Raw genomic sequence first — 16,610 nt, forward strand, 5'->3', positions numbered from 1 at the left:
CGGAGCGCTTCCAGTCGCGCTCGGCGCTCGTCGGTGACCTACTCGGTGCAGGAGTACCGGCTGCTGAATCCCGTTCGCGAAGAGGTCGCTCGCATCGCGAAGAGCGAGGTCGTGGACCGTCGCGATCTGTTCCTCTGCCACGCATGGGGTGATCGGGAAGGCGCGGCACTCGACTTCTACAACCTGCTGACCGGACTCGACGTGAAGGTCTGGTTTAGCGAGAAGGACGTGCCGCTCGGTACTCCGCTGATGCGGCAGATCGACAAGGGCCTTCGTGCCTCCCGGGCGGGCATCGTTCTCGTGACTCCGGAACTGCTCAAGAGCCTCGATGCGGAGGGCGTCGCCGATCGTGAGCTTTCGGCACTCCTGCAGACGGGTCGCGTGATCCCGATCGCTCACGGCACGACCTTCGAGCAGCTGCGCGATGTGAGCCCGCTTCTGGCGTCACACTCGGGCCTCACCACCTCGGAGTACGACTCGCTGAACACCGTGGCAGCGAAGATCGCTGACACTGTGCTTCTCGACTGATCCAGCACCTCACAACACAGCGAGAGGCCCCCAGCGTCATGCTGGGGGCCTCTGTCGTTGTGTCACTGTGTCAACCCGGGAAGAACGGTCCCCGGGGGGCTATGCGGCCTCGTTGGGCACGACATCGAGGGTGACGATCCAGCGCGATCCGTCCGCCTCATCTCGACGCCCGACGATCCGATAGTCGGTGACCTCGACGCCTCGGCGAAGGATCGTGATCCGGTCTTGAATCTCAAGCTGCGCGGCGAGGTCGGGGCTCTCCTGCGCGTTCCATCGAATCGATGTCACTCGGTAGTCGGTGTACGCGTGATCCACGAACACCTCGCCCATTCGACGCCAGAGAAGCGAGACATCGTTGGCAACCGTTACGCCGGTATCGCCGAGGTACCGATACCACTCCTCGCGAGTGGACAGTGTGTCGCCATCGACGTACGGCATCGGCTGATCCGCCTCGACTACGAGCGGCTTTCGCACCCGGACCTCCGCGCCCGCGGGTACGGATGCGCCGCCGAACGCGACAGAGAGCATGAGGTCACTCGCGCCCGCGGGGGCCACAAGGGGGCCGACCTCGTACGTCTGCGGGGCGAGGCCCACCGTGTAGCTGTTCTCCACCGTGGCCGATACCTGCCGGAGAGTCCGGTCAACCCACGTGATCTTGATCTGACCCGATTCGATGAGGTTCGACCCCTCGACCTCGACCGATGCGAAGTAGGACGATCCCGGCTTGACCGGCGCAGAGAACACGGCCCTTACGGCGGTGTCCGCGGGCACCTCGGGGATACTGTGACCAATCTCGATCCGAGTGTTGCCGCCATCGATTGCGCGGAGGACCGTCGCGTCTTCTCCGGCCTTCAACGACCATGAGTTGCGGCCATCCAGCTTCGCCCAATGCTTCACGCGCTCGGTCGGGAAGCGGATGAGGTTAGCTATGCGGAGCGGCGTCGAGATGTTCGTCTCAAGCGCTCCCTTCCGAACACCCAGAAGTTCGGTCTCCTCTCGGAGATAGAAGGTGCTGTTACGGGTGAAGTCATCGCCGGTCAGCGGGTCGATTCCGCGGTTGGCGGACTCAAGGCGAGTGATGGTGTTCTTCGTGTCCCATGCCTGTTGTGCGTCGACGTACTCGAAATGGCCCGGTGCGCGGGTGTCCGAGAAGACGGCGCGAACGGGGGAGTCCTTCGGGAACTGGCGGAACTGAGCGCGGTCGTGGGCATCCACGAACCACACCGCCCCGACTGAGTTGCAGGCGAGGGAGAAGTGGTTCGCGAGCGTGGACTCGTAGACGGTGCTCTGAAGCCGGTAGGGCGAGGCGGAGCGGTCCTCGGTGATTTCGACTCCATAGAAGCCGGTCGCTTCAACGAAGCCCTCGATCTGCCCCCACACCGGTTCGGACGCGATGACGATGACGTGCGTCTCTGCGGTGGCGACGAATTCGAACTCGGGCAGCGGGGTTGTCTCACCGGGGAGTTCGAGGTCACCGTAGGGCGCGAACCCCACACCCTCGACGCCGATCGCGTAGTTGTCCACCGCGGCAGGGGCGAGGGCTACGGCGGTGGCGCGGACGGTGTACGTCCGGCCCGGGGTGAGCCCGTCCACAGTGCGGCGGATACCGATCCCGTACTGGGCAACGTTCACCTCGGTGGATGGCGTCTTGGCCTGAGTCTCACGGATCAGGCCGACCGGGGCGGGGTCAACGGTGTAGAGCGAGCCGCGCCGCACACCGTCCGCCTCTAGCTGAATGAGCCCGCTCGGCTCGGGGATGAAGCCGGTCCAGGGGGCGTGATCCAGGTTCTCGCGCATGACGACGCGCACCGGGTCCGAGACGAAGTCGGGGCCTTCGGTGCTCGCGACATTGGATCGGTGCACAGTGGATCGTCTCCGGCCCCGAGCGCACCTTTACACTCGATCTTCTTGCGGCGCCCGGCCTCGATCGTCAGCGCCTCAAGGGTCGTGTTAAGCACCGGGATGCTCGAACGCTCGATGGCCTGACGCGAAAGCTCGGTGTAACCACCGAAGGTCTTCACGGGGGCCGACTTGTTCTCGAACTCAAGCTTGCCGAACGGTAGGGTGTCGCCCTCGTTGACCTGCTGCTCGACCTTCAGAGTGTTGCTCTTGAGCTGCGTGTACTCGACGTTCATGCCGGTAGCGGGCAGCGTGCCACGCGAGAAGACGCGCGACTGAACACCCGAAGAGGCGTCGAACAGACGGGTCAGGTTGCCGACATAGGCGTCCTGCACCGGGGCGTCGGCGACAACGGCACCGCTGAAGTCACGCTGCTGAAGCTCGTCGTGACGGTGTTCCTGAGCGCGGTTGTAGGCATCGATGGTGGCGGAGTCGCCCTCAACGATGGCCTTCAGGACTGCACCGGCAGAGCGGTTGTCCACGGCGGGAGCCGCGGGGGCGGAAGTGGTGAAGGTCTCGAAGCGGCGCTCGATGTCCTCGACCTGGCCGCGGAGCTCGTTCACGTCCGCGGGAGAGACTGAATCAGTCATTGTGTGTTCTCCATTGATGGGGGTTGATTCCTCGCGAACGCTGAGGATGGATGCCCCGCTGTATGCGGGACGTTCGACTACGGAGATTTCGCGTAGAAGGGCCTTGGTGCGCACGACGACACCGGCGTCTGAGGTGCGCTGAGAGAGGGGGACGAAGCCCACCGAGAAGCGGTTCAGTGCGCCCGAACGAAGGAGGGCGAGGGTGTCGCGCCCGAGGTCGGAGAGGGCGACCTTCGCGCGGACCCATAGACCGCCGTCGCGGTCCTCGGTTTCAAGGACGTGCCCGATGATCGTCTTGTGATCGCGGTACAGCTTGATGTCCTGCGAGCCGTCGAACGCGCCGCGCTCGAAGCTCTCGCGGTACTGTCCGCCGATGTCGGCGATCTCGCCGTAGGGGACGGCGTAGCCCTCGATCACGCCTTCATCGGCGCTCTCATCGGCGCGGAACTCTAGGGTCGCTTCGCGGGTTTCGAGGTCAGACATTGACGGCCTCCTCGGTCTCGGGGGCCTCGGGCTCGACTACCTCAGGGGCGGGAGCGGGGGCCGGTTCGGGCTTGGGGAGTGGGGGAAGGTTCTCGATGGCGCGCACCTCATCCGGGGTCATCCATCCGGCGCGAAGTGCGGACTCGTGAGCGGCGTAGCGCTCGGCGGTGTCACCGCGGAGAAGGGCCTCGAAGTTGAAGCGGACGCGCTGACCGCGGGGGAGGGCGCGAGATAGCGCCTCCTCGATTTCGGTCGTGTACTGCGCGAGGCCGAACTTGACCCACCCGGTGAGTTCCTGAGAGACGTTCTGGTAGCTCTGCGCGTTGCCGTCGAGGACCGCGAGCATGAGGGACGCGGGTACACCGAAGAGACGGGCGATATCGGTCGTGTTGTACTTCCGAGATTCGAGCCACTGCGCATCCTCGGGGGACAGCGTGAAGGGCACGAGCTTGAAGCCGTCACCAACCATGGGAGCGCCCTCGCGGTCACGCGTGGCACGTGTCAGCGCCTCCCGGTTGAGTTCCGCTTGCGCGGGCACCAGAGCCTTATCGGTGGACCAGTAGCCGCCTGCGGGTAGGCCGGAGTCGTGGAACCAGTTCGAGGCGTAGTCACGGACATCGAGCGCTCCGCGGAGCGTGCCCTGCGCCGCCTGAATAGGCCCGAGGCCCTTCGCGCGACCGGGCATCCGGTTGAGCTTCAGATGCTCCATGTCACGCGAAGGGACGGGCGTCGTACGTCCTGCGACTCTGTAGTGCGTCACTGTGCCGAAGGCGTTCATGTCCGGCTCGACCGTCCTCGGGTCAAGCGGGGTGAAGTTCACGACGCGGCCCGATGAGTCGCGGTCGATGAGGAGGTAGGCGTTGCCCTGCGCGGTGAGGGAGTTCGTGACGAGTTCGAGGAATTCGCCGACGCTCATATCGACGTTCGGGGCGCGAACGATCGCGGGCTTTGGGTCTAGTCGCTCATCGCCGCGGTAAACGTCTAGTGAGAGCTGCTTGATCGCGGTCGAGATGAGCGAGAAGGCGCGGTAGACCTCGGGAAGAGTTAGGGCGTCCTCGGAGGAGACGGCGCGGCTTGAGACTTCGCGCGAGGGGATGACGAAAGCGCCGCCGTCCGCGATGACCTCAGCGGCCCGCGTTACGGTCTTCCATGTGTCCCAAATTGCCAAAGCGACGTACTCCAAATACTGATAGGAATTCGTCGCTGTTGTCTCCTAACATTTTACCATCGAATTCGAGGGTGATATTTAGAAGAAGCTCGCGGTCTGCTGCGGCGTGACCTCCGCGGCGTGCACGGCCATAACAGTTGCCATCACTGCATCGATTTCGGTCGAGGAATCGGACGCGGAGATGATGAAGGAGTCCCCGTGAGGCTTCGAGACGGTGCGGGGGAGTTGTACCGTGAGCAGCGGGTCACCCGCGTGGCGGAGCGTCTTCCGAGCTACGCGCGCGTAGAAGCTGTTCGAGGCGCGCACAATGTCGGCGGGGGAGTACAGCGACACCGGATATCCGCGCCGCTTGAGTTCGTTCCCGAGTTCGCGAAGGCGGTAGCTGTACATCACGAAGGCCGTGGGATACCGGAACGACAGTTCCTCGCAGAGTGCCGTAAGTCCTTCGAGGGTCGGGTTGACGATGGTCGCGACAAGCTGCGTGTGCGCGTTCCCGGACTCATCGAGCGCGGCGGCGGCGATGGTCGCGTACTGCTGACCCGTAGACCAGTCGAGAGCGATGACCGGCTGAGTGCCGGTAGGCCACTCGGAATCCCACGGGCGTTGACACTCACCCCACTTCGCGAGGTCGATGAAAGCCTCTGTGCCCGAGGTGAAGCGGTTGAGGCGGTAGCGCAGAATCTCGGCGGTCGAGAGGGCGCGCACGTCCGCGAGGATCGTCTCGGGGTCGAGGCGACCGCCCGAGAGCGCCGGGTTCGCGGCCTTGAGATAGTCGAGAAGCTTCGCGTCATCGGTCGGGACGATCGACTCGGGAGCCTCCCAGCAGAAGAAGCCGAAGCGCTCAAGCGTCGGGTCGCCCGCTACCGCCTTGTCCCCGGTCTCATAGAGGTTCTTCAGTAGCTCGGACTCATCACCGCCCGCGGTCGTGATGCCGATGACGAGCGTGTTCGGGCGTCCGCCCATACCGTTCACCACGTCCGCCCATAGCTCGCGCGGGAGGATGTGAAGCTCATCGACGAGCGCGGTCGTGATCGGGATACCTTGCAGACCCGCCGACGTTGCCGGGGCTACGCGGTAGATCGCGCCGTCATGAGTCTCAAGGCCGCGGGTGCCGGTAGAGCGGCGGAACCGCTTCGCGAGCGTCGGGTTGCCGGTGATCGCCTTCCGGGCGCGCGCATAAATGAGGTCGGCCTGTTCCTTGCTGGACGCGAGGCCAACCGTGAACGCGTTCGACTGGCGGAGGAGCCCCCAGAGTCCGAGGATCGCGCCGAGTTCGGTCTTGCCGTTCTGACGCCCCATCGAGACGACGACGGAGCGGTAGCGAAGCTGACCCGCGCGGGCGTGGCCTGGGGGATACGTTTCGAGGATGGCGCGCAGAAGCGCACGTTGCCAGGGGTCCAGTTCGATCCCGAAGGCCTCGCGCCAGACGATGAGAACGATCGGCTCGAACCGATCCCAGTCGCTTGTGAAGTTGTCCGATAGTGGGGCGGTGTATCGAGCCGCCCCGAACTCACGAATCGTTCATGGCGTCGTTTGTCGTAGGGGCAGGGGCGTTCAGAGCGTCCAGGGCGGCGGCGAGCGGATCGACCGCGGGCATGTTGGCGCGGGCCTTCTGGAAGCGAGCGAGTTCGCGGGTGTAAGTCGCGAGGAGGGACGCAACCGCGCCCTCGTCAGCGATCTGCGCGTCAAGCTGCGTTGCCATCGCGCGTAGGGCGGCGATCATGGGGGACTCCGCAGGGGTCATCGATGAACCTAGGGTCGCTAGGTAGGTTTCCAGAGTTTCTGAGAGTGTTTCGACGGTCATCGGGTCAAACCTCGGGATTATTGGGCCGGTTGTGCGCGAAAAAGGTGGGGCGGGGTGAACTGGCATACGCCACGGAAAAGACGGCCCGGCTCATCGGCGGAACCACGACTCATCGCGCCAGAAGCGGCGAAGGATCGGCCGATCCGACTTCCGGGCGTTGCACGGCTGACAAGCGGCGACCAGGTTCCATAGCTCGGACGGCCCGCCCTTGCTGATGGGGATCACGTGATCGGCTGTGGTGGCATGGCCCCCGCAGTACTGGCACACAGATAGGTCCCGCTCTAGGCAGGCGAGGCGGACCCTGTTCCACGCTGCACCGCGTGCACTATGGACGCTCATGAGTTCGTCCATTGATCGCGCTTACCCGAGTAGGTCCGCTTACCAACGCGTGCGGCCCAGTACTCAACCCGGGCCTGCCATCTCTGCCCGGGGGGTAGGTCGTTGAGGAAGCTCATATCGGGCTTCTCGGCCACGGCCTTCTCCCGCCGCGCGGCACCCTCGGGCAGGGGAGTCCCGGTGTCAGCGGCGACCTTGATCGCGGCGAGGAGGGCGGTGTTCTTCGCCTTGGTCGCGGGCGCGGCTGAGGTCTTCCGCATACGGGAGATGATCCGCTTCGCCGCATCGCAGTACTCGCAGGAGCACAACGGCTCCCCGTTCTCGACCGGCTGCAAGATCGCGTGCTCAAGCGTCATGACGGCACCCCTCACAGCGGCACTGCTCGCCTCTCGCGGCGAGGTAGGGGTTGTGCGGTAGCGGCCCCGTGTACGGGCGTCCGTAGTGGTCGAGCGGCGTCTCGTCGGCGTCCTCCTTGACGTACCGCAGAGACAGCTTGTAAGACGCGGTGCAACGCTTGCAGCGGCACCCGTCGAAGTAGGTCCACTTGGTGAAGAGAGCGCCCTCAGGGTGCCCTGTTCCCTCCGTATCAGCCGCGGAGGGTCGGCCCTCTAGCTCACTCACCGGCGATGGGACGAATGCTGTACGACACGGCATCCGCGCTCTCTTCAACGTCGGATGCGATGAACGGAACCTCGTTACCATCCAACGTCAACACACCGCCGTGTTCGACGTAGTAGGCCAAAGCGGCGAGAGCATCTTCTCGTGCGGTTCGCTCTGTCTTCGGGATGGTGACGCGTACCTCGGTAGCGTTCTTGATCAGGTCCCACATGGGTGGCTCGACTTTCGCCTCGATTCGCGAGGCATTCTTTCAATGTGATACCTCCATTTTACCACCTCTGAAAGAGACGATATAATGAGTGTGTGCATTCGTCACGGGTTGTGCTTCTTTCAAGTGTTGGCCCCTCGGTATGCTTCCTCCTTCGCTGCCGAGGGGCCTTCTGTATTCCTATACAATGGAAGGGTGGCAATCCCGCCACACTTACCATATGTCGTTTGTACTAGCGCAACCCCCGGGCAATCCCGCTCGGGGGTTTTCGTTTGCCGGTGTGTAGGGTGTGAGTGGCACTTCGGATGAAGCCCTAGGGTGGTGTGCATAGGGCCTTAATCAACACCCCCCTCACACCCTGCACACCTGAGAGTTTCCTGTGAGACAACTCTTGTAATTCGCCCGAACTGTGGTGTAAGCAATCGACTATCGATATGAAACCGGCCTTCCTACCCCATTCCGAACGCGGATGCAAAAACACCCCCCATTCGATTTCTGCTATTCTGTCATTGTGCCGCTGAGACGGGATCGAGTATCCGGCTGTCGAGTCCGCACAGTTTCCCGTCCAGGATGCGAACATGTGCTAGAATGTACTTGAGCATTTGAACTCTTTTTTGTGAGCGAATCCCCTCGGTTCTCTGGACGGGCCCGAGGGGATTCGTGTTTCCACTCACAAAAGGAATCCTCAAATGTCCACTGGACTACCCGAGCGCGGGGGAGCCGCGCCTACCGATCCCGAGTACACCAACCGTCATCCGATCTACGGTCTACCCCCTCGCCTTCTCCTGGACGGCGACCTGTTCACGTACAACGCCTACCTCGATGCGTGGACGAACGCCGAGGGCGTCGAATGGACCGGCTGGACGATCCTCCACGGGATGAGCACGACGCTCCGTGTGGAGGTGGCACCGTGAGCGCCGGACGCGAGGCCGTGGCGGCGCATGAGGCCACGCTGAAAGCTCGTGCCGCTGAGCCGCTGGCCCGCCTGTCTGCCCGTCACCTCGATGACTCGGTTCTCGCCGAGATTCTGGCCCGCGGTGGCATCCTCCACGAGGAGCGCACCGAGGACGGCAGGACTGTCCACGGGTGGACGCCGCAGAGCGGGCGTCAGGGCCTCGCGGCCCGTCTTTGCTACTCAGAGGGCGTGTGGCGCATGTGGGACGGCACCGTGTGGCTGAGCAAGGGCGAGGCGGATGCGGTGGAGGTGGTGCGCCGTGAGCTACGCGCCCGCTTCACCGAGCTAACCGCCTCACCTGACCTCAAGCCGGATGACGTGAAGGCGTACGCCGTGCTCTTGCAGAAGACGAAGGCGGCGAACGTCCTGTACTTCCTCCGCGGCCTGCTCGCGGTCGATGCCGCGAAGTTCGATGCCGACCCCTACGTGCTGAACTGCCGGAACGGGCTCGTCGATCTTCGGGACGCCTCGATCCGCGCCCCGCACCCGGAGGACTACCTCACGAAGGTGACCGGGTGCGACTACGATCCCGAGGCGACTCATCCCGATTGGGAGATGGCTCTTGAGGCGTTGCCGTCCGACGTGCGCGAGTGGATGCAGGTCCGTTACGGGCAGGCGATCACCGGCTTCGCTGTAGACGACGACGTGATTCCCATCCAGACCGGCGACGGCTCGAACGGTAAGAGCGCTCAGGTGACCGCCATGGTGAAGGCCCTCGGCGGGTATGGCGTGTTCGTCCCGGATCGGGTGCTGCTCGCATCGCCGGGGGAGCACCCCGCGGACCTGATGACTCTTCGCGGTGCGCGCTTCGCGGTGCTCGAAGAGACACCCGAGGGGAAGTTCCTGCCCACCAAAAGGTTGAAAGACCTCGCCGGTACTGCGGTGATGACCGCACGTGCGATGCGTCAGGACTGGGTGAGTTGGGATGCTACGCACACGCTGTTCGTCAACACGAACTTCGTCCCGCAGATCGCGGAGACGGACGGCGGCACCTGGCGGCGTCTCGCGCTCGTGAGATACCCGTACAAGTTCATTCACCCGGACGATCCGATCATGGCCCCGAACGAACGCCACGGCGACCCCGGGCTTCGGGAGCGCCTTCGGGACAACCCTGGTGGACAGTGGGACGCGGTTCTCGCGTGGCTCGTGGCCGGTGCGGTCGAGTGGTTCGGGAACGGTCGCCGTCAGCTTCCGGTTCCGCTCACTGTCCGGCTGGATACTCAGCGCTGGCGGGAGGATACCGATGTAGTCATGGCCTACTGCATGGAACGAATCGAGTTCGATCCATCCTCGAAGGTGCTCACCTCGGACCTCTACGAGGACTTCCTCGACTGGATGCAGGGTGTCGGCAAGACGAAGGTCGCCGAGAACACCCTCGCCGCGCGCCTTGAGTCGCACGAGCTGTTCAAGAAGAACAACGTGGCGAAGCTGTCGAGGTCGCGGGATCACTCGGGACTGACCCGACTCCCCGTCTCGTGGCGCGAAGACCAGAAGCCAACCCCGGCGCAGGCGACCATGTGGGCGGGCGTTCGGTTCAAGCCCCGTGAGTCTGTCACCGAGGGAGGTTGGGCGTGACGCGCCGTTACCAGCACCCCGCCCCGAGCCTCGAAGAGCGCATCGCGCGCCTTGAGGATCAGGTGCGGTGGATGGATGCATGGATCACCGCCCACAACATCCGCGAAGTGATGGAGGGCGAAGAGTGAGCGCCCTCGAACTGCGAGCGATGGAGGTCCGTACTCGATTCATCGAGATACGGGTCACCCTCCACTGCCTGCGGACGCTCCGCACCCTGCGGCTGATGGAGTTCTAGACACTGTGGAGTTGTAGGGCGACTCTGGCACACGGCGGAAGCCCCGACCAGACCCAAACTTAAACCGGGTCTGATCGGGGCTTTCCCGTCATTTGAGTGGGAACTATCGCGGGGTGACGGTCACCCGCCCGAGTCCGCGGCCCTTGCTGACGACGACGGTCAGGCGCGAGTCCACGAGGTCACGCCGCGAGTCGAGCGGCAGGGCGTCGAAGTACGTTTCCCACGCGTCGAGGTCGAGGTCTACGTCCGTCGAGCCGTCCGGCAACTGCTCCACGGCGTTCGGGTCTTCGAGGGCGTCGGCGAGCACTGTCAGGGCCTCCACGGTGAGGCGCTGGGTTGCGGACTCCACGCGGCTCCGCCCCAGCCGCTCGGCGACCTCCTCAGCCTCGCGGGCGATCCGCACGAGTTCCCGCTCGACCTCCGCAAAGTCCACGCCGGGAAGCGCGCCCATGCGGGTCCACCGGGTGCGCTCATCCTCTAGCTCACTCAGGCGGCGTGCGAGTGGGGCGGGAGCGCCGACCGTTGCAGCCCCGGCGTTCCGGATGAGCGCGGCGGCGAGGTGTGACTTCACGTGCGGTTCGAGGTCGCGACGGTAGATGGTCGCGTGCGCAGTGTCCGCACTGCACTTGTAGTAGACGCTGATCGCTCGCATGAGCGCCCCGCACTCGCACCGGGCGATACCGCTCAGGAAGTGCTTCCGACCCGGGCCGGGGCTCGTGCGACGGGCATCATCTGCGAGGAGGTCTTGAACCGCCTCCCACACGTCCCGGTCCACGACTCGGGCGACGGTTGCGTGCGCCTCGAATCGCTGCCCCTTCCGGACGACCCAACCGGCATAAGAGGGGTTCGTCAGAATCTCCCGGACGCGCACCGGGGGCTTCCCGAACCGGGTCGCGATCGAGCGGAGGGAGTGGCCCGCGAGTATGTCGGCGTACGCCTGCCGAACCTGCTCCGCCTCCTCGGGGCGTTCGATGACGTTCCCCGGCTCGAAGCCGAACCGCCGCTTACCCGGAACCGGGAGCCCGTTCGCCACGCGCGACTCATTGCCCCGCACCTGGCGCTCGCCCTTCCGCCGCGCCTCGAAGCTCGCGAGCGAGGTCAGCAGCTCGGCGCGGAAGCGACCCTCGGCGGTGGTGAGGTCGAGGTCGCCCTCAACGGTCGCGACTGTCTTTCCGGCGTCGATGAGCGCGAGAAGGTCAGCCTGCCCGCGAAGCAGTCGGTCCATGTTGACGGCGATCACCACCTCGGCGGGGGAGTCGAGGAGCCGTTGCCATGCGGTGCCCTGCCCGCGAGACTTGAACGCGCTCACGGCGTTGTCCTCGAACTCGGCGACCACGGTCCAGCCTCGGGACTCCGCGAGGGCGCGGCACCGTGCAAGCTGACGGCTGATGCCCTCGGCCTTGTCGATGGACTGCCGGACATAGATCGCGCACGTTGTCACATCTGTGATTCTGCCAGCGCAATCGGCTGATCGCTGCGCTCTCCGATGCCACCGTCGTGGTCGAGGCGGGGTGGAGGTCGGGTTCGTTGAACACTGCGGGACATGCAGCGGCGCTCGGGCGGGCCCTCGGCGCGGTACCGGGGCCGGTGACCTCGGCGGCGTCGGCAGGATGCCACCGGATTCTTCGCGAGTACGACGGCCGGTGCATCACGAGCGCGGACGACGTCCGGGAGATGCTCGGATGGACCGACGAACCCGGCGATGCCGCGGTCCTCGGCGAAGGCGGTCGCACGGATGATGCCACGCGGGTGCTCGACGCGCTGAGTACCCGCGTGCCGCGGGACGTCGCGGAGATCGCGCGGCGCTCCGGCGTGGCCGGCGAGGATGTGAGCGCCTGCTTGGGGCTCCTGGAGCTCGATGGTCGAGTCGTGTCCGACGAGCGCGGGTGGCGGCGGGCGGGAAGGTGACCTCCGGCGCACCGCGAGCCTGGCCCGGCGGCGCCTGCGGATCGGTCATGCTGGCTGCATGCTCATCTCGGAGGCGGCGGACGCGTACGCTGACCACCTGCTGCGCGTCCGCAGACTCTCTGAGAACACCGTCCGCGCCTACCGCAATGACCTCGCCGATCTGGCTGCGGCGTCGGGCGACATCGAGCTCGAAGAGGTGGACATCGAGGTGCTCCGCGATTGGGTCTGGCGCGCGAGTGAGCGGGGCGACGCGCGCTCCACCCTCGCTCGCCGTACCGCGACCGCCCGGGGCTTCTTCGCGTGGGCGACCGAGCGCGGCGCGATCGCCAGCGACCCCGCCCTCCGCCTGGCGTCACCGAAGCGGGCGCGGACCCTGCCCAAAGTCGCGACCGCTCAGACGATGGCATCCGTCCTCGACGATCTGCGGGCGCGGGCGGCCGACGGGGATCCGGTTCTCCTCCGCGACCACGCGATCCTCGAAACGCTGTACGCGACCGGCATCCGCGTGTCCGAACTATGCGGACTGGACCTCGACGACATCGACAGCGAACGCCGCACGGCACGTGTCACGGGCAAGGGCGATAAGGACCGGGTCGTTCCCGTAGGCGGTCCGGCATTCGACGCCGTGCAGGCTTACCTGGTCCGCGGGCGTCCGGTGCTCGCGGCACGCGCCGCAGGCCGAGCAGAGGCCGCGCGTGCAGTGTTCCTCGGGTCGCGCGGTGGTCGGCTGACGGCGCGCGCCGTATATGCGACGGTCTCGGAGAAGCTCGGCCCCGCACTCGGGGTGGATGCCGTCGGGCCGCACACTCTGCGGCATTCCGCCGCGACCCATCTGTTGGATGGCGGTGCCGACCTGCGGGCCGTTCAGGAGATCCTCGGGCACGCGAGCCTCGGCACGACGCAGATCTACACGCACGTGTCGGGGGAACGGCTCGCCGCCGCCTATCGACAAGCGCATCCGCGCGCATGATGGTGCGCTGGCCCTCCGCCGTCGTAGCGTTGGGAGAGCACACGGAGGAGCACGAAGAGGGGGCACGCATGAGAAGAGCTGCTGCAGCGATCGGCGCGACTGTGCTCGTCGGGATGCTCGCTTCGTGCGCGCCGGTGGCGTCGAACGAGCCCGACCGGATCGTCCGGCCTACGGCGCCGCAGACCTCGGCGTCTCCCTCGGCTTCGCCCGCCGCGACGCCGGAAGCATCATCCGACGCGACGGTTCCTGCGGTGCCGGGGCCGAACGACCCCGCGTGCATCGACGGCGTCGTCGCGATCCGCGGAACCGACCTCGACCTCGCCTTCGCCGGCGAGTGCGACGTGGTCCGCATCGAGGGCGCTTCGCTCGACGTCGACCTCGAGCGAGCGCGCGTCGGAAACGTCCTCGCGAGTGGTGATCGCATCGAGATCGACCTCGGCTCGGTCGACTCGCTCGAGATCACGGGGCAATCCGCCGATGTGGATGCCGCCAGGGTCGGCGCCCTCACCATCGCGGGAGACCGCAACTCCGTCGACGCCGACGAGGTCGGCACCGTATCGGTATCGGGCAACGACAACCACGTCGACGCGGATCGCCTGGGAACGGTCACCCAGAGCGGTGACCGCAACATGATCGGGAACGACTGACGCTCAGCAGCACGGCAACAGGATCGGCCTGGTGAGGCCGCCCATCATCAGGAGCGGGTTGATGTACTCACCGTTGCGCCGCACTCCGAAGTGGATCGTGCCGTCGCCCGTATGGCCGCCGGACGCCACGGTTCCCACGGGCTCCCCTTGGCCGACCGCCGTCCCCGTCTGCAGGGCCGTGTCGACCGGCTCGAGACTGGTCACCACCCCGTCGCCGTGGTCGATCGTCACGACGGGGCGGCCGGCGACGGGCCCCGCGAACGCGATGACACCGTTCGCCGGCGCGACGACCTCGCTCTCGCCCCCGCCGGCGAGGTCGACGCCTCGATGCCCGGGAGCGTACTCATGTGCCGGAGCTTCGAAGCCTCGCGCGACGGCGGCTCCGCGCAGCGGCATGACCCAGCCGGGCGAGGGACGCGGCTCACCACCTGGCGCGACGGCGTCGGGATGAAACGTGCTCACGATGAGGAGCGCTGCTGCGAGCAGGGCGGCCGGGGAACGGGTCACGAGTCGAGTCTTGAGACTCGTTCGTTCGCCGCAGCGACGTCAGCCGCGACACGCGGGCAACCCGTTCGCACGCAGCGTGGGGGAGGAGCGGCTCACTGCTACACTGATCACCGCGCCTCGCTCGTCGAGGTGACTACGCGTGCCCTGAGCGATCGGTTCCCGATCGTGGCGCATCTTCCCCAGGTCTCCCGCTCCGGCGGCGAGCGGAAGTGTGTCGGGCGCCAGGAGTACCGGGCCGTCGGCCCGGCGAATCAACCGAAACAGAAGGAGAACGGCCATGGCCGTCGTAACCATTCGCCAGCTGCTCGACAGCGGCGTCCACTTCGGGCACCAGACCCGCCGCTGGAACCCGAAAGTCAAGCGCTTCATCCTCACCGAGCGCTCGGGCATCCACATCATCGACCTGCAGCAGTCGCTGTCGTACATCGACCGCGCCTACGAGTACGTCAAGGAGACGGTCGCGCACGGCGGCACCATCCTCTTCGTCGGCACCAAGAAGCAGGCGCAGGAGGTCATCGCCGAGCAGGCGACCCGCGTGGGTCAGCCCTACGTGAACCAGCGCTGGCTCGGTGGTCTGCTGACCAACTTCCAGACGGTCTCGAAGCGCCTCGCCCGCATGAAGGAGCTCGAGGAGCTCGACTTCGAGAACCCCGCAGCCAGCGGCTTCACGAAGAAGGAGCTGCTGCTCAAGAAGCGCGAGCTCGACAAGCTGCACAAGTCGCTCGGCGGTATCCGCAACCTGCAGAAGACCCCGTCGGCCATCTGGGTCGTCGACGCCAAGCGCGAGCACCTCGCGATCGATGAGGCCAAGAAGCTCGGCATCCCCGTGATCGGCATCCTCGACACGAACGCCGACCCCGACGAGTTCCAGTACCCCATCCCCGGCAACGACGACGCGATCCGTTCGGTGAGCCTGCTCACGCGCATCGTCGCCGACGCTGCTGCCGAGGGCCTCATCCAGCGCCACCAGCCGTCCGACGAGTCGGCCGAGGCCGAGCCCCTCGCCGACTGGGAGCGCGAGCTGCTCGAGAGCGCTCCTGCAGAGACCGCTGCCGCCGAGAACGCCCCGGTCGAGGGCGCTGCCGCCGAGGTCGCCGCGACCGAGACGCCCGCCGACGAGGCCGGCGCCGAGGCGCAGGCCGAGACCGTCGCCGCCGAGGCCACCGAGAAGTAATCAGCGCGTCTTCCTGACCCGCTACGATCGGCGCGGCCGCGGCTGAGCCCGGCCGCGCCGATCGGCATCCACGAGATTTCATACAGACAGAAGGAGCCGCCACTCATGGCAAACTTCACCATCGCCGACATCAAGGCTCTGCGCGAGCAGCTCGGCACCGGAATGGTCGACACCAAGAAGGCCCTCGAAGAGGCCGACGGCGACGTCGAGAAGGCCGTCGAGATCCTCCGCCTCAAGGGTGTGAAGGGCAACGCGAAGCGTGCCGACCGCTCCACGAGCGAGGGCCTCGTCGTCGCGCGTGAGCAGGACGGGAAGGTCACCCTCGTCGAGCTCGCATGCGAGACCGACTTCGTCGCGAAGAACGACCGTTTCATCGCTCTGGCCGACAAGGTCGCAGACGCGGCCGCCGCGGCATCCGCCGACTCGGTCGAGGCTGCCCTCGCCGCAGACGCGTCGGGCCAGACGATCGAGCAGCTCATCAACGATGAGGCCGCCATCATCGGCGAGAAGGTCGAGCTGCGTCGCGTGCGCACGCTGACCGGCGACGCGTTCGAGATCTACCTGCACAAGACGAGCAAGGACCTGCCCCCGCAGATCGGCGTCGTCGTGGCGTACTCGGGCTCGGACGCGGAGACCGCCCGCTCGATCGCGCAGCACATCTCGTTCGCGAACCCCAGCTACCTGTCGCGCGAGGACGTTCCCGAGGCCGACGTCGAGAAGGAGCGCGAGATCGTCACCGAGATCTCCCGCAACGAGGGCAAGCCCGAGGCCGCCCTTCCCAAGATCGTCGAGGGCCGCGTGGGTGCGTTCTTCAAGCAGGTCGCCCTCCTCGACCAGGACTACGCGAAGGACAACAAGCTGTCCGTCGCGCAGGTCGCGAAGGACGCCGGCATCACCATCACCGACTTCGCTCGGTTCAAGGTCGGCGCGTAACAGCCCGAAAGGCCCGCATCTTCGGATGCGGGCCTTTTCCATGCCCATCCGGGCGATACTCTGCAACACAGC

Annotated in this window: 18 protein-coding genes and 1 pseudogene; 10 read left to right on the top strand and 9 right to left on the bottom strand. The window is 66.1% G+C overall.

What is annotated here, in order from left to right; genetic code table 11:
* Nucleotides 1-33: 33 nt before the first annotated feature.
* Nucleotides 34-528 carry a toll/interleukin-1 receptor domain-containing protein gene (locus tag DO944_RS03115; protein ID WP_258524542.1) on the top strand — a complete coding sequence of 165 codons (495 nt, stop codon included), beginning with the start codon at nucleotides 34-36 and terminating at the stop codon, nucleotides 526-528.
* Between the two features lie 1,727 nt (nucleotides 529-2,255).
* Here DO944_RS03115 and DO944_RS03125 read toward each other — a convergent pair.
* From DO944_RS03125 to DO944_RS03155, 7 genes are all read right to left on the bottom strand, one after another.
* Nucleotides 2,256-3,500 (bottom strand): HK97 family phage prohead protease, encoded by a 1,245-nt coding sequence (locus DO944_RS03125; protein WP_112614538.1) that lies wholly within the window; start codon nucleotides 3,498-3,500, stop codon nucleotides 2,256-2,258.
* A complete protein-coding gene (locus DO944_RS03130) occupies nucleotides 3,493-4,683 on the bottom strand; it encodes a phage portal protein (RefSeq protein WP_112614540.1) in 1,191 nt (396 codons plus the stop codon). The genes DO944_RS03125 and DO944_RS03130 overlap by 8 nt, the downstream gene beginning before the upstream one ends.
* A 63-nt stretch (nucleotides 4,684-4,746) precedes the next feature.
* Nucleotides 4,747-6,186 (bottom strand): terminase large subunit domain-containing protein, encoded by a 1,440-nt coding sequence (locus DO944_RS03135; RefSeq protein ID WP_112614542.1) that lies wholly within the window; start codon nucleotides 6,184-6,186, stop codon nucleotides 4,747-4,749.
* Nucleotides 6,179-6,472: a hypothetical protein gene (locus tag DO944_RS03140; RefSeq protein ID WP_146751998.1), complete on the bottom strand. Its 294-nt coding sequence runs from the start codon at nucleotides 6,470-6,472 to the stop codon at nucleotides 6,179-6,181. The genes DO944_RS03135 and DO944_RS03140 overlap by 8 nt, the downstream gene beginning before the upstream one ends.
* A 90-nt stretch (nucleotides 6,473-6,562) precedes the next feature.
* Nucleotides 6,563-6,823 carry an HNH endonuclease gene (locus tag DO944_RS03145; protein WP_112614546.1) on the bottom strand — a complete coding sequence of 87 codons (261 nt, stop codon included), beginning with the start codon at nucleotides 6,821-6,823 and terminating at the stop codon, nucleotides 6,563-6,565.
* Nucleotides 6,808-7,164 (bottom strand): hypothetical protein, encoded by a 357-nt coding sequence (locus tag DO944_RS03150; RefSeq protein ID WP_112614548.1) that lies wholly within the window; start codon nucleotides 7,162-7,164, stop codon nucleotides 6,808-6,810. The genes DO944_RS03145 and DO944_RS03150 overlap by 16 nt, the downstream gene beginning before the upstream one ends.
* Before the next feature lie 257 nt (nucleotides 7,165-7,421).
* Nucleotides 7,422-7,637, bottom strand: a complete 216-nt coding sequence (locus DO944_RS03155; RefSeq protein ID WP_112614550.1) for a hypothetical protein — start codon at nucleotides 7,635-7,637, stop codon at nucleotides 7,422-7,424.
* 686 nt (nucleotides 7,638-8,323) lie between these two features.
* Between DO944_RS03155 and DO944_RS15535 the strand changes: the two genes are divergently transcribed.
* The 3 genes from DO944_RS15535 to DO944_RS15825 are packed head-to-tail and all read left to right on the top strand — an operon-like array spanning nucleotide 8,324 to nucleotide 10,292.
* Complete coding sequence (locus tag DO944_RS15535; RefSeq protein ID WP_146751999.1) at nucleotides 8,324-8,548, top strand: hypothetical protein; 225 nt, start codon at nucleotides 8,324-8,326, stop codon at nucleotides 8,546-8,548.
* The gene (locus tag DO944_RS03160) at nucleotides 8,545-10,164 is read left to right on the top strand and encodes a phage/plasmid primase, P4 family (RefSeq protein WP_181574128.1); all 1,620 of its coding nucleotides are present in this window, start codon (nucleotides 8,545-8,547) and stop codon (nucleotides 10,162-10,164) included. The genes DO944_RS15535 and DO944_RS03160 overlap by 4 nt, the downstream gene beginning before the upstream one ends.
* Complete coding sequence (locus DO944_RS15825; protein ID WP_258524543.1) at nucleotides 10,161-10,292, top strand: hypothetical protein; 132 nt, start codon at nucleotides 10,161-10,163, stop codon at nucleotides 10,290-10,292. The genes DO944_RS03160 and DO944_RS15825 overlap by 4 nt, the downstream gene beginning before the upstream one ends.
* A gap of 210 nt (nucleotides 10,293-10,502) precedes the next feature.
* Here the strand turns inward: DO944_RS15825 and DO944_RS03165 are convergent, their stop codons facing one another.
* Complete coding sequence (locus tag DO944_RS03165; RefSeq protein ID WP_112614554.1) at nucleotides 10,503-11,840, bottom strand: recombinase family protein; 1,338 nt, start codon at nucleotides 11,838-11,840, stop codon at nucleotides 10,503-10,505.
* Nucleotides 11,841-11,860: 20 nt separating this feature from the next.
* On the opposite strand from DO944_RS03165, the pseudogene DO944_RS16025 reads away from it, so the two are divergent.
* The 4 genes and pseudogenes from DO944_RS16025 to DO944_RS03180 all read left to right on the top strand — a co-directional run.
* Nucleotides 11,861-12,022, top strand: a pseudogene (locus tag DO944_RS16025) (DNA-processing protein DprA); the annotation flags it as partial.
* Nucleotides 12,023-12,073: 51 nt separating this feature from the next.
* The gene (locus DO944_RS16030) at nucleotides 12,074-12,307 is read left to right on the top strand and encodes a hypothetical protein (protein ID WP_396652012.1); all 234 of its coding nucleotides are present in this window, start codon (nucleotides 12,074-12,076) and stop codon (nucleotides 12,305-12,307) included.
* 58 nt (nucleotides 12,308-12,365) lie between these two features.
* Nucleotides 12,366-13,277, top strand: a complete 912-nt coding sequence (locus DO944_RS03175; protein ID WP_112615123.1) for a tyrosine recombinase XerC — start codon at nucleotides 12,366-12,368, stop codon at nucleotides 13,275-13,277.
* Nucleotides 13,278-13,345: 68 nt separating this feature from the next.
* On the top strand, nucleotides 13,346-13,924 hold the full coding sequence (locus tag DO944_RS03180; RefSeq protein WP_146752000.1) for a DUF3060 domain-containing protein: 579 nt from the start codon (nucleotides 13,346-13,348) through the stop codon (nucleotides 13,922-13,924).
* A gap of 3 nt (nucleotides 13,925-13,927) precedes the next feature.
* On the opposite strand, the gene DO944_RS03185 is transcribed toward DO944_RS03180, so the two are convergent.
* Nucleotides 13,928-14,431 (bottom strand): murein hydrolase activator EnvC, encoded by a 504-nt coding sequence (locus tag DO944_RS03185; RefSeq protein WP_112614560.1) that lies wholly within the window; start codon nucleotides 14,429-14,431, stop codon nucleotides 13,928-13,930.
* A 277-nt stretch (nucleotides 14,432-14,708) separates the two neighbouring features.
* Here DO944_RS03185 and rpsB point away from each other — a divergent pair, with 277 nt between their 5' ends.
* Together rpsB and tsf are read left to right on the top strand one after the other, a co-directional pair.
* The gene (gene rpsB, locus DO944_RS03190; RefSeq protein WP_112614562.1) at nucleotides 14,709-15,605 is read left to right on the top strand and encodes a 30S ribosomal protein S2; all 897 of its coding nucleotides are present in this window, start codon (nucleotides 14,709-14,711) and stop codon (nucleotides 15,603-15,605) included.
* Nucleotides 15,606-15,710: 105 nt separating this feature from the next.
* Nucleotides 15,711-16,538, top strand: a complete 828-nt coding sequence (gene tsf, locus DO944_RS03195; protein WP_112614564.1) for a translation elongation factor Ts — start codon at nucleotides 15,711-15,713, stop codon at nucleotides 16,536-16,538.
* Nucleotides 16,539-16,610 lie beyond the last annotated feature (72 nt).

The sequence above is a fragment of the Microbacterium sp. SMR1 genome (assembly GCF_003289625.1).
Classification (GTDB): Bacteria; Actinomycetota; Actinomycetes; order Actinomycetales; family Microbacteriaceae; genus Microbacterium; species Microbacterium plantarum.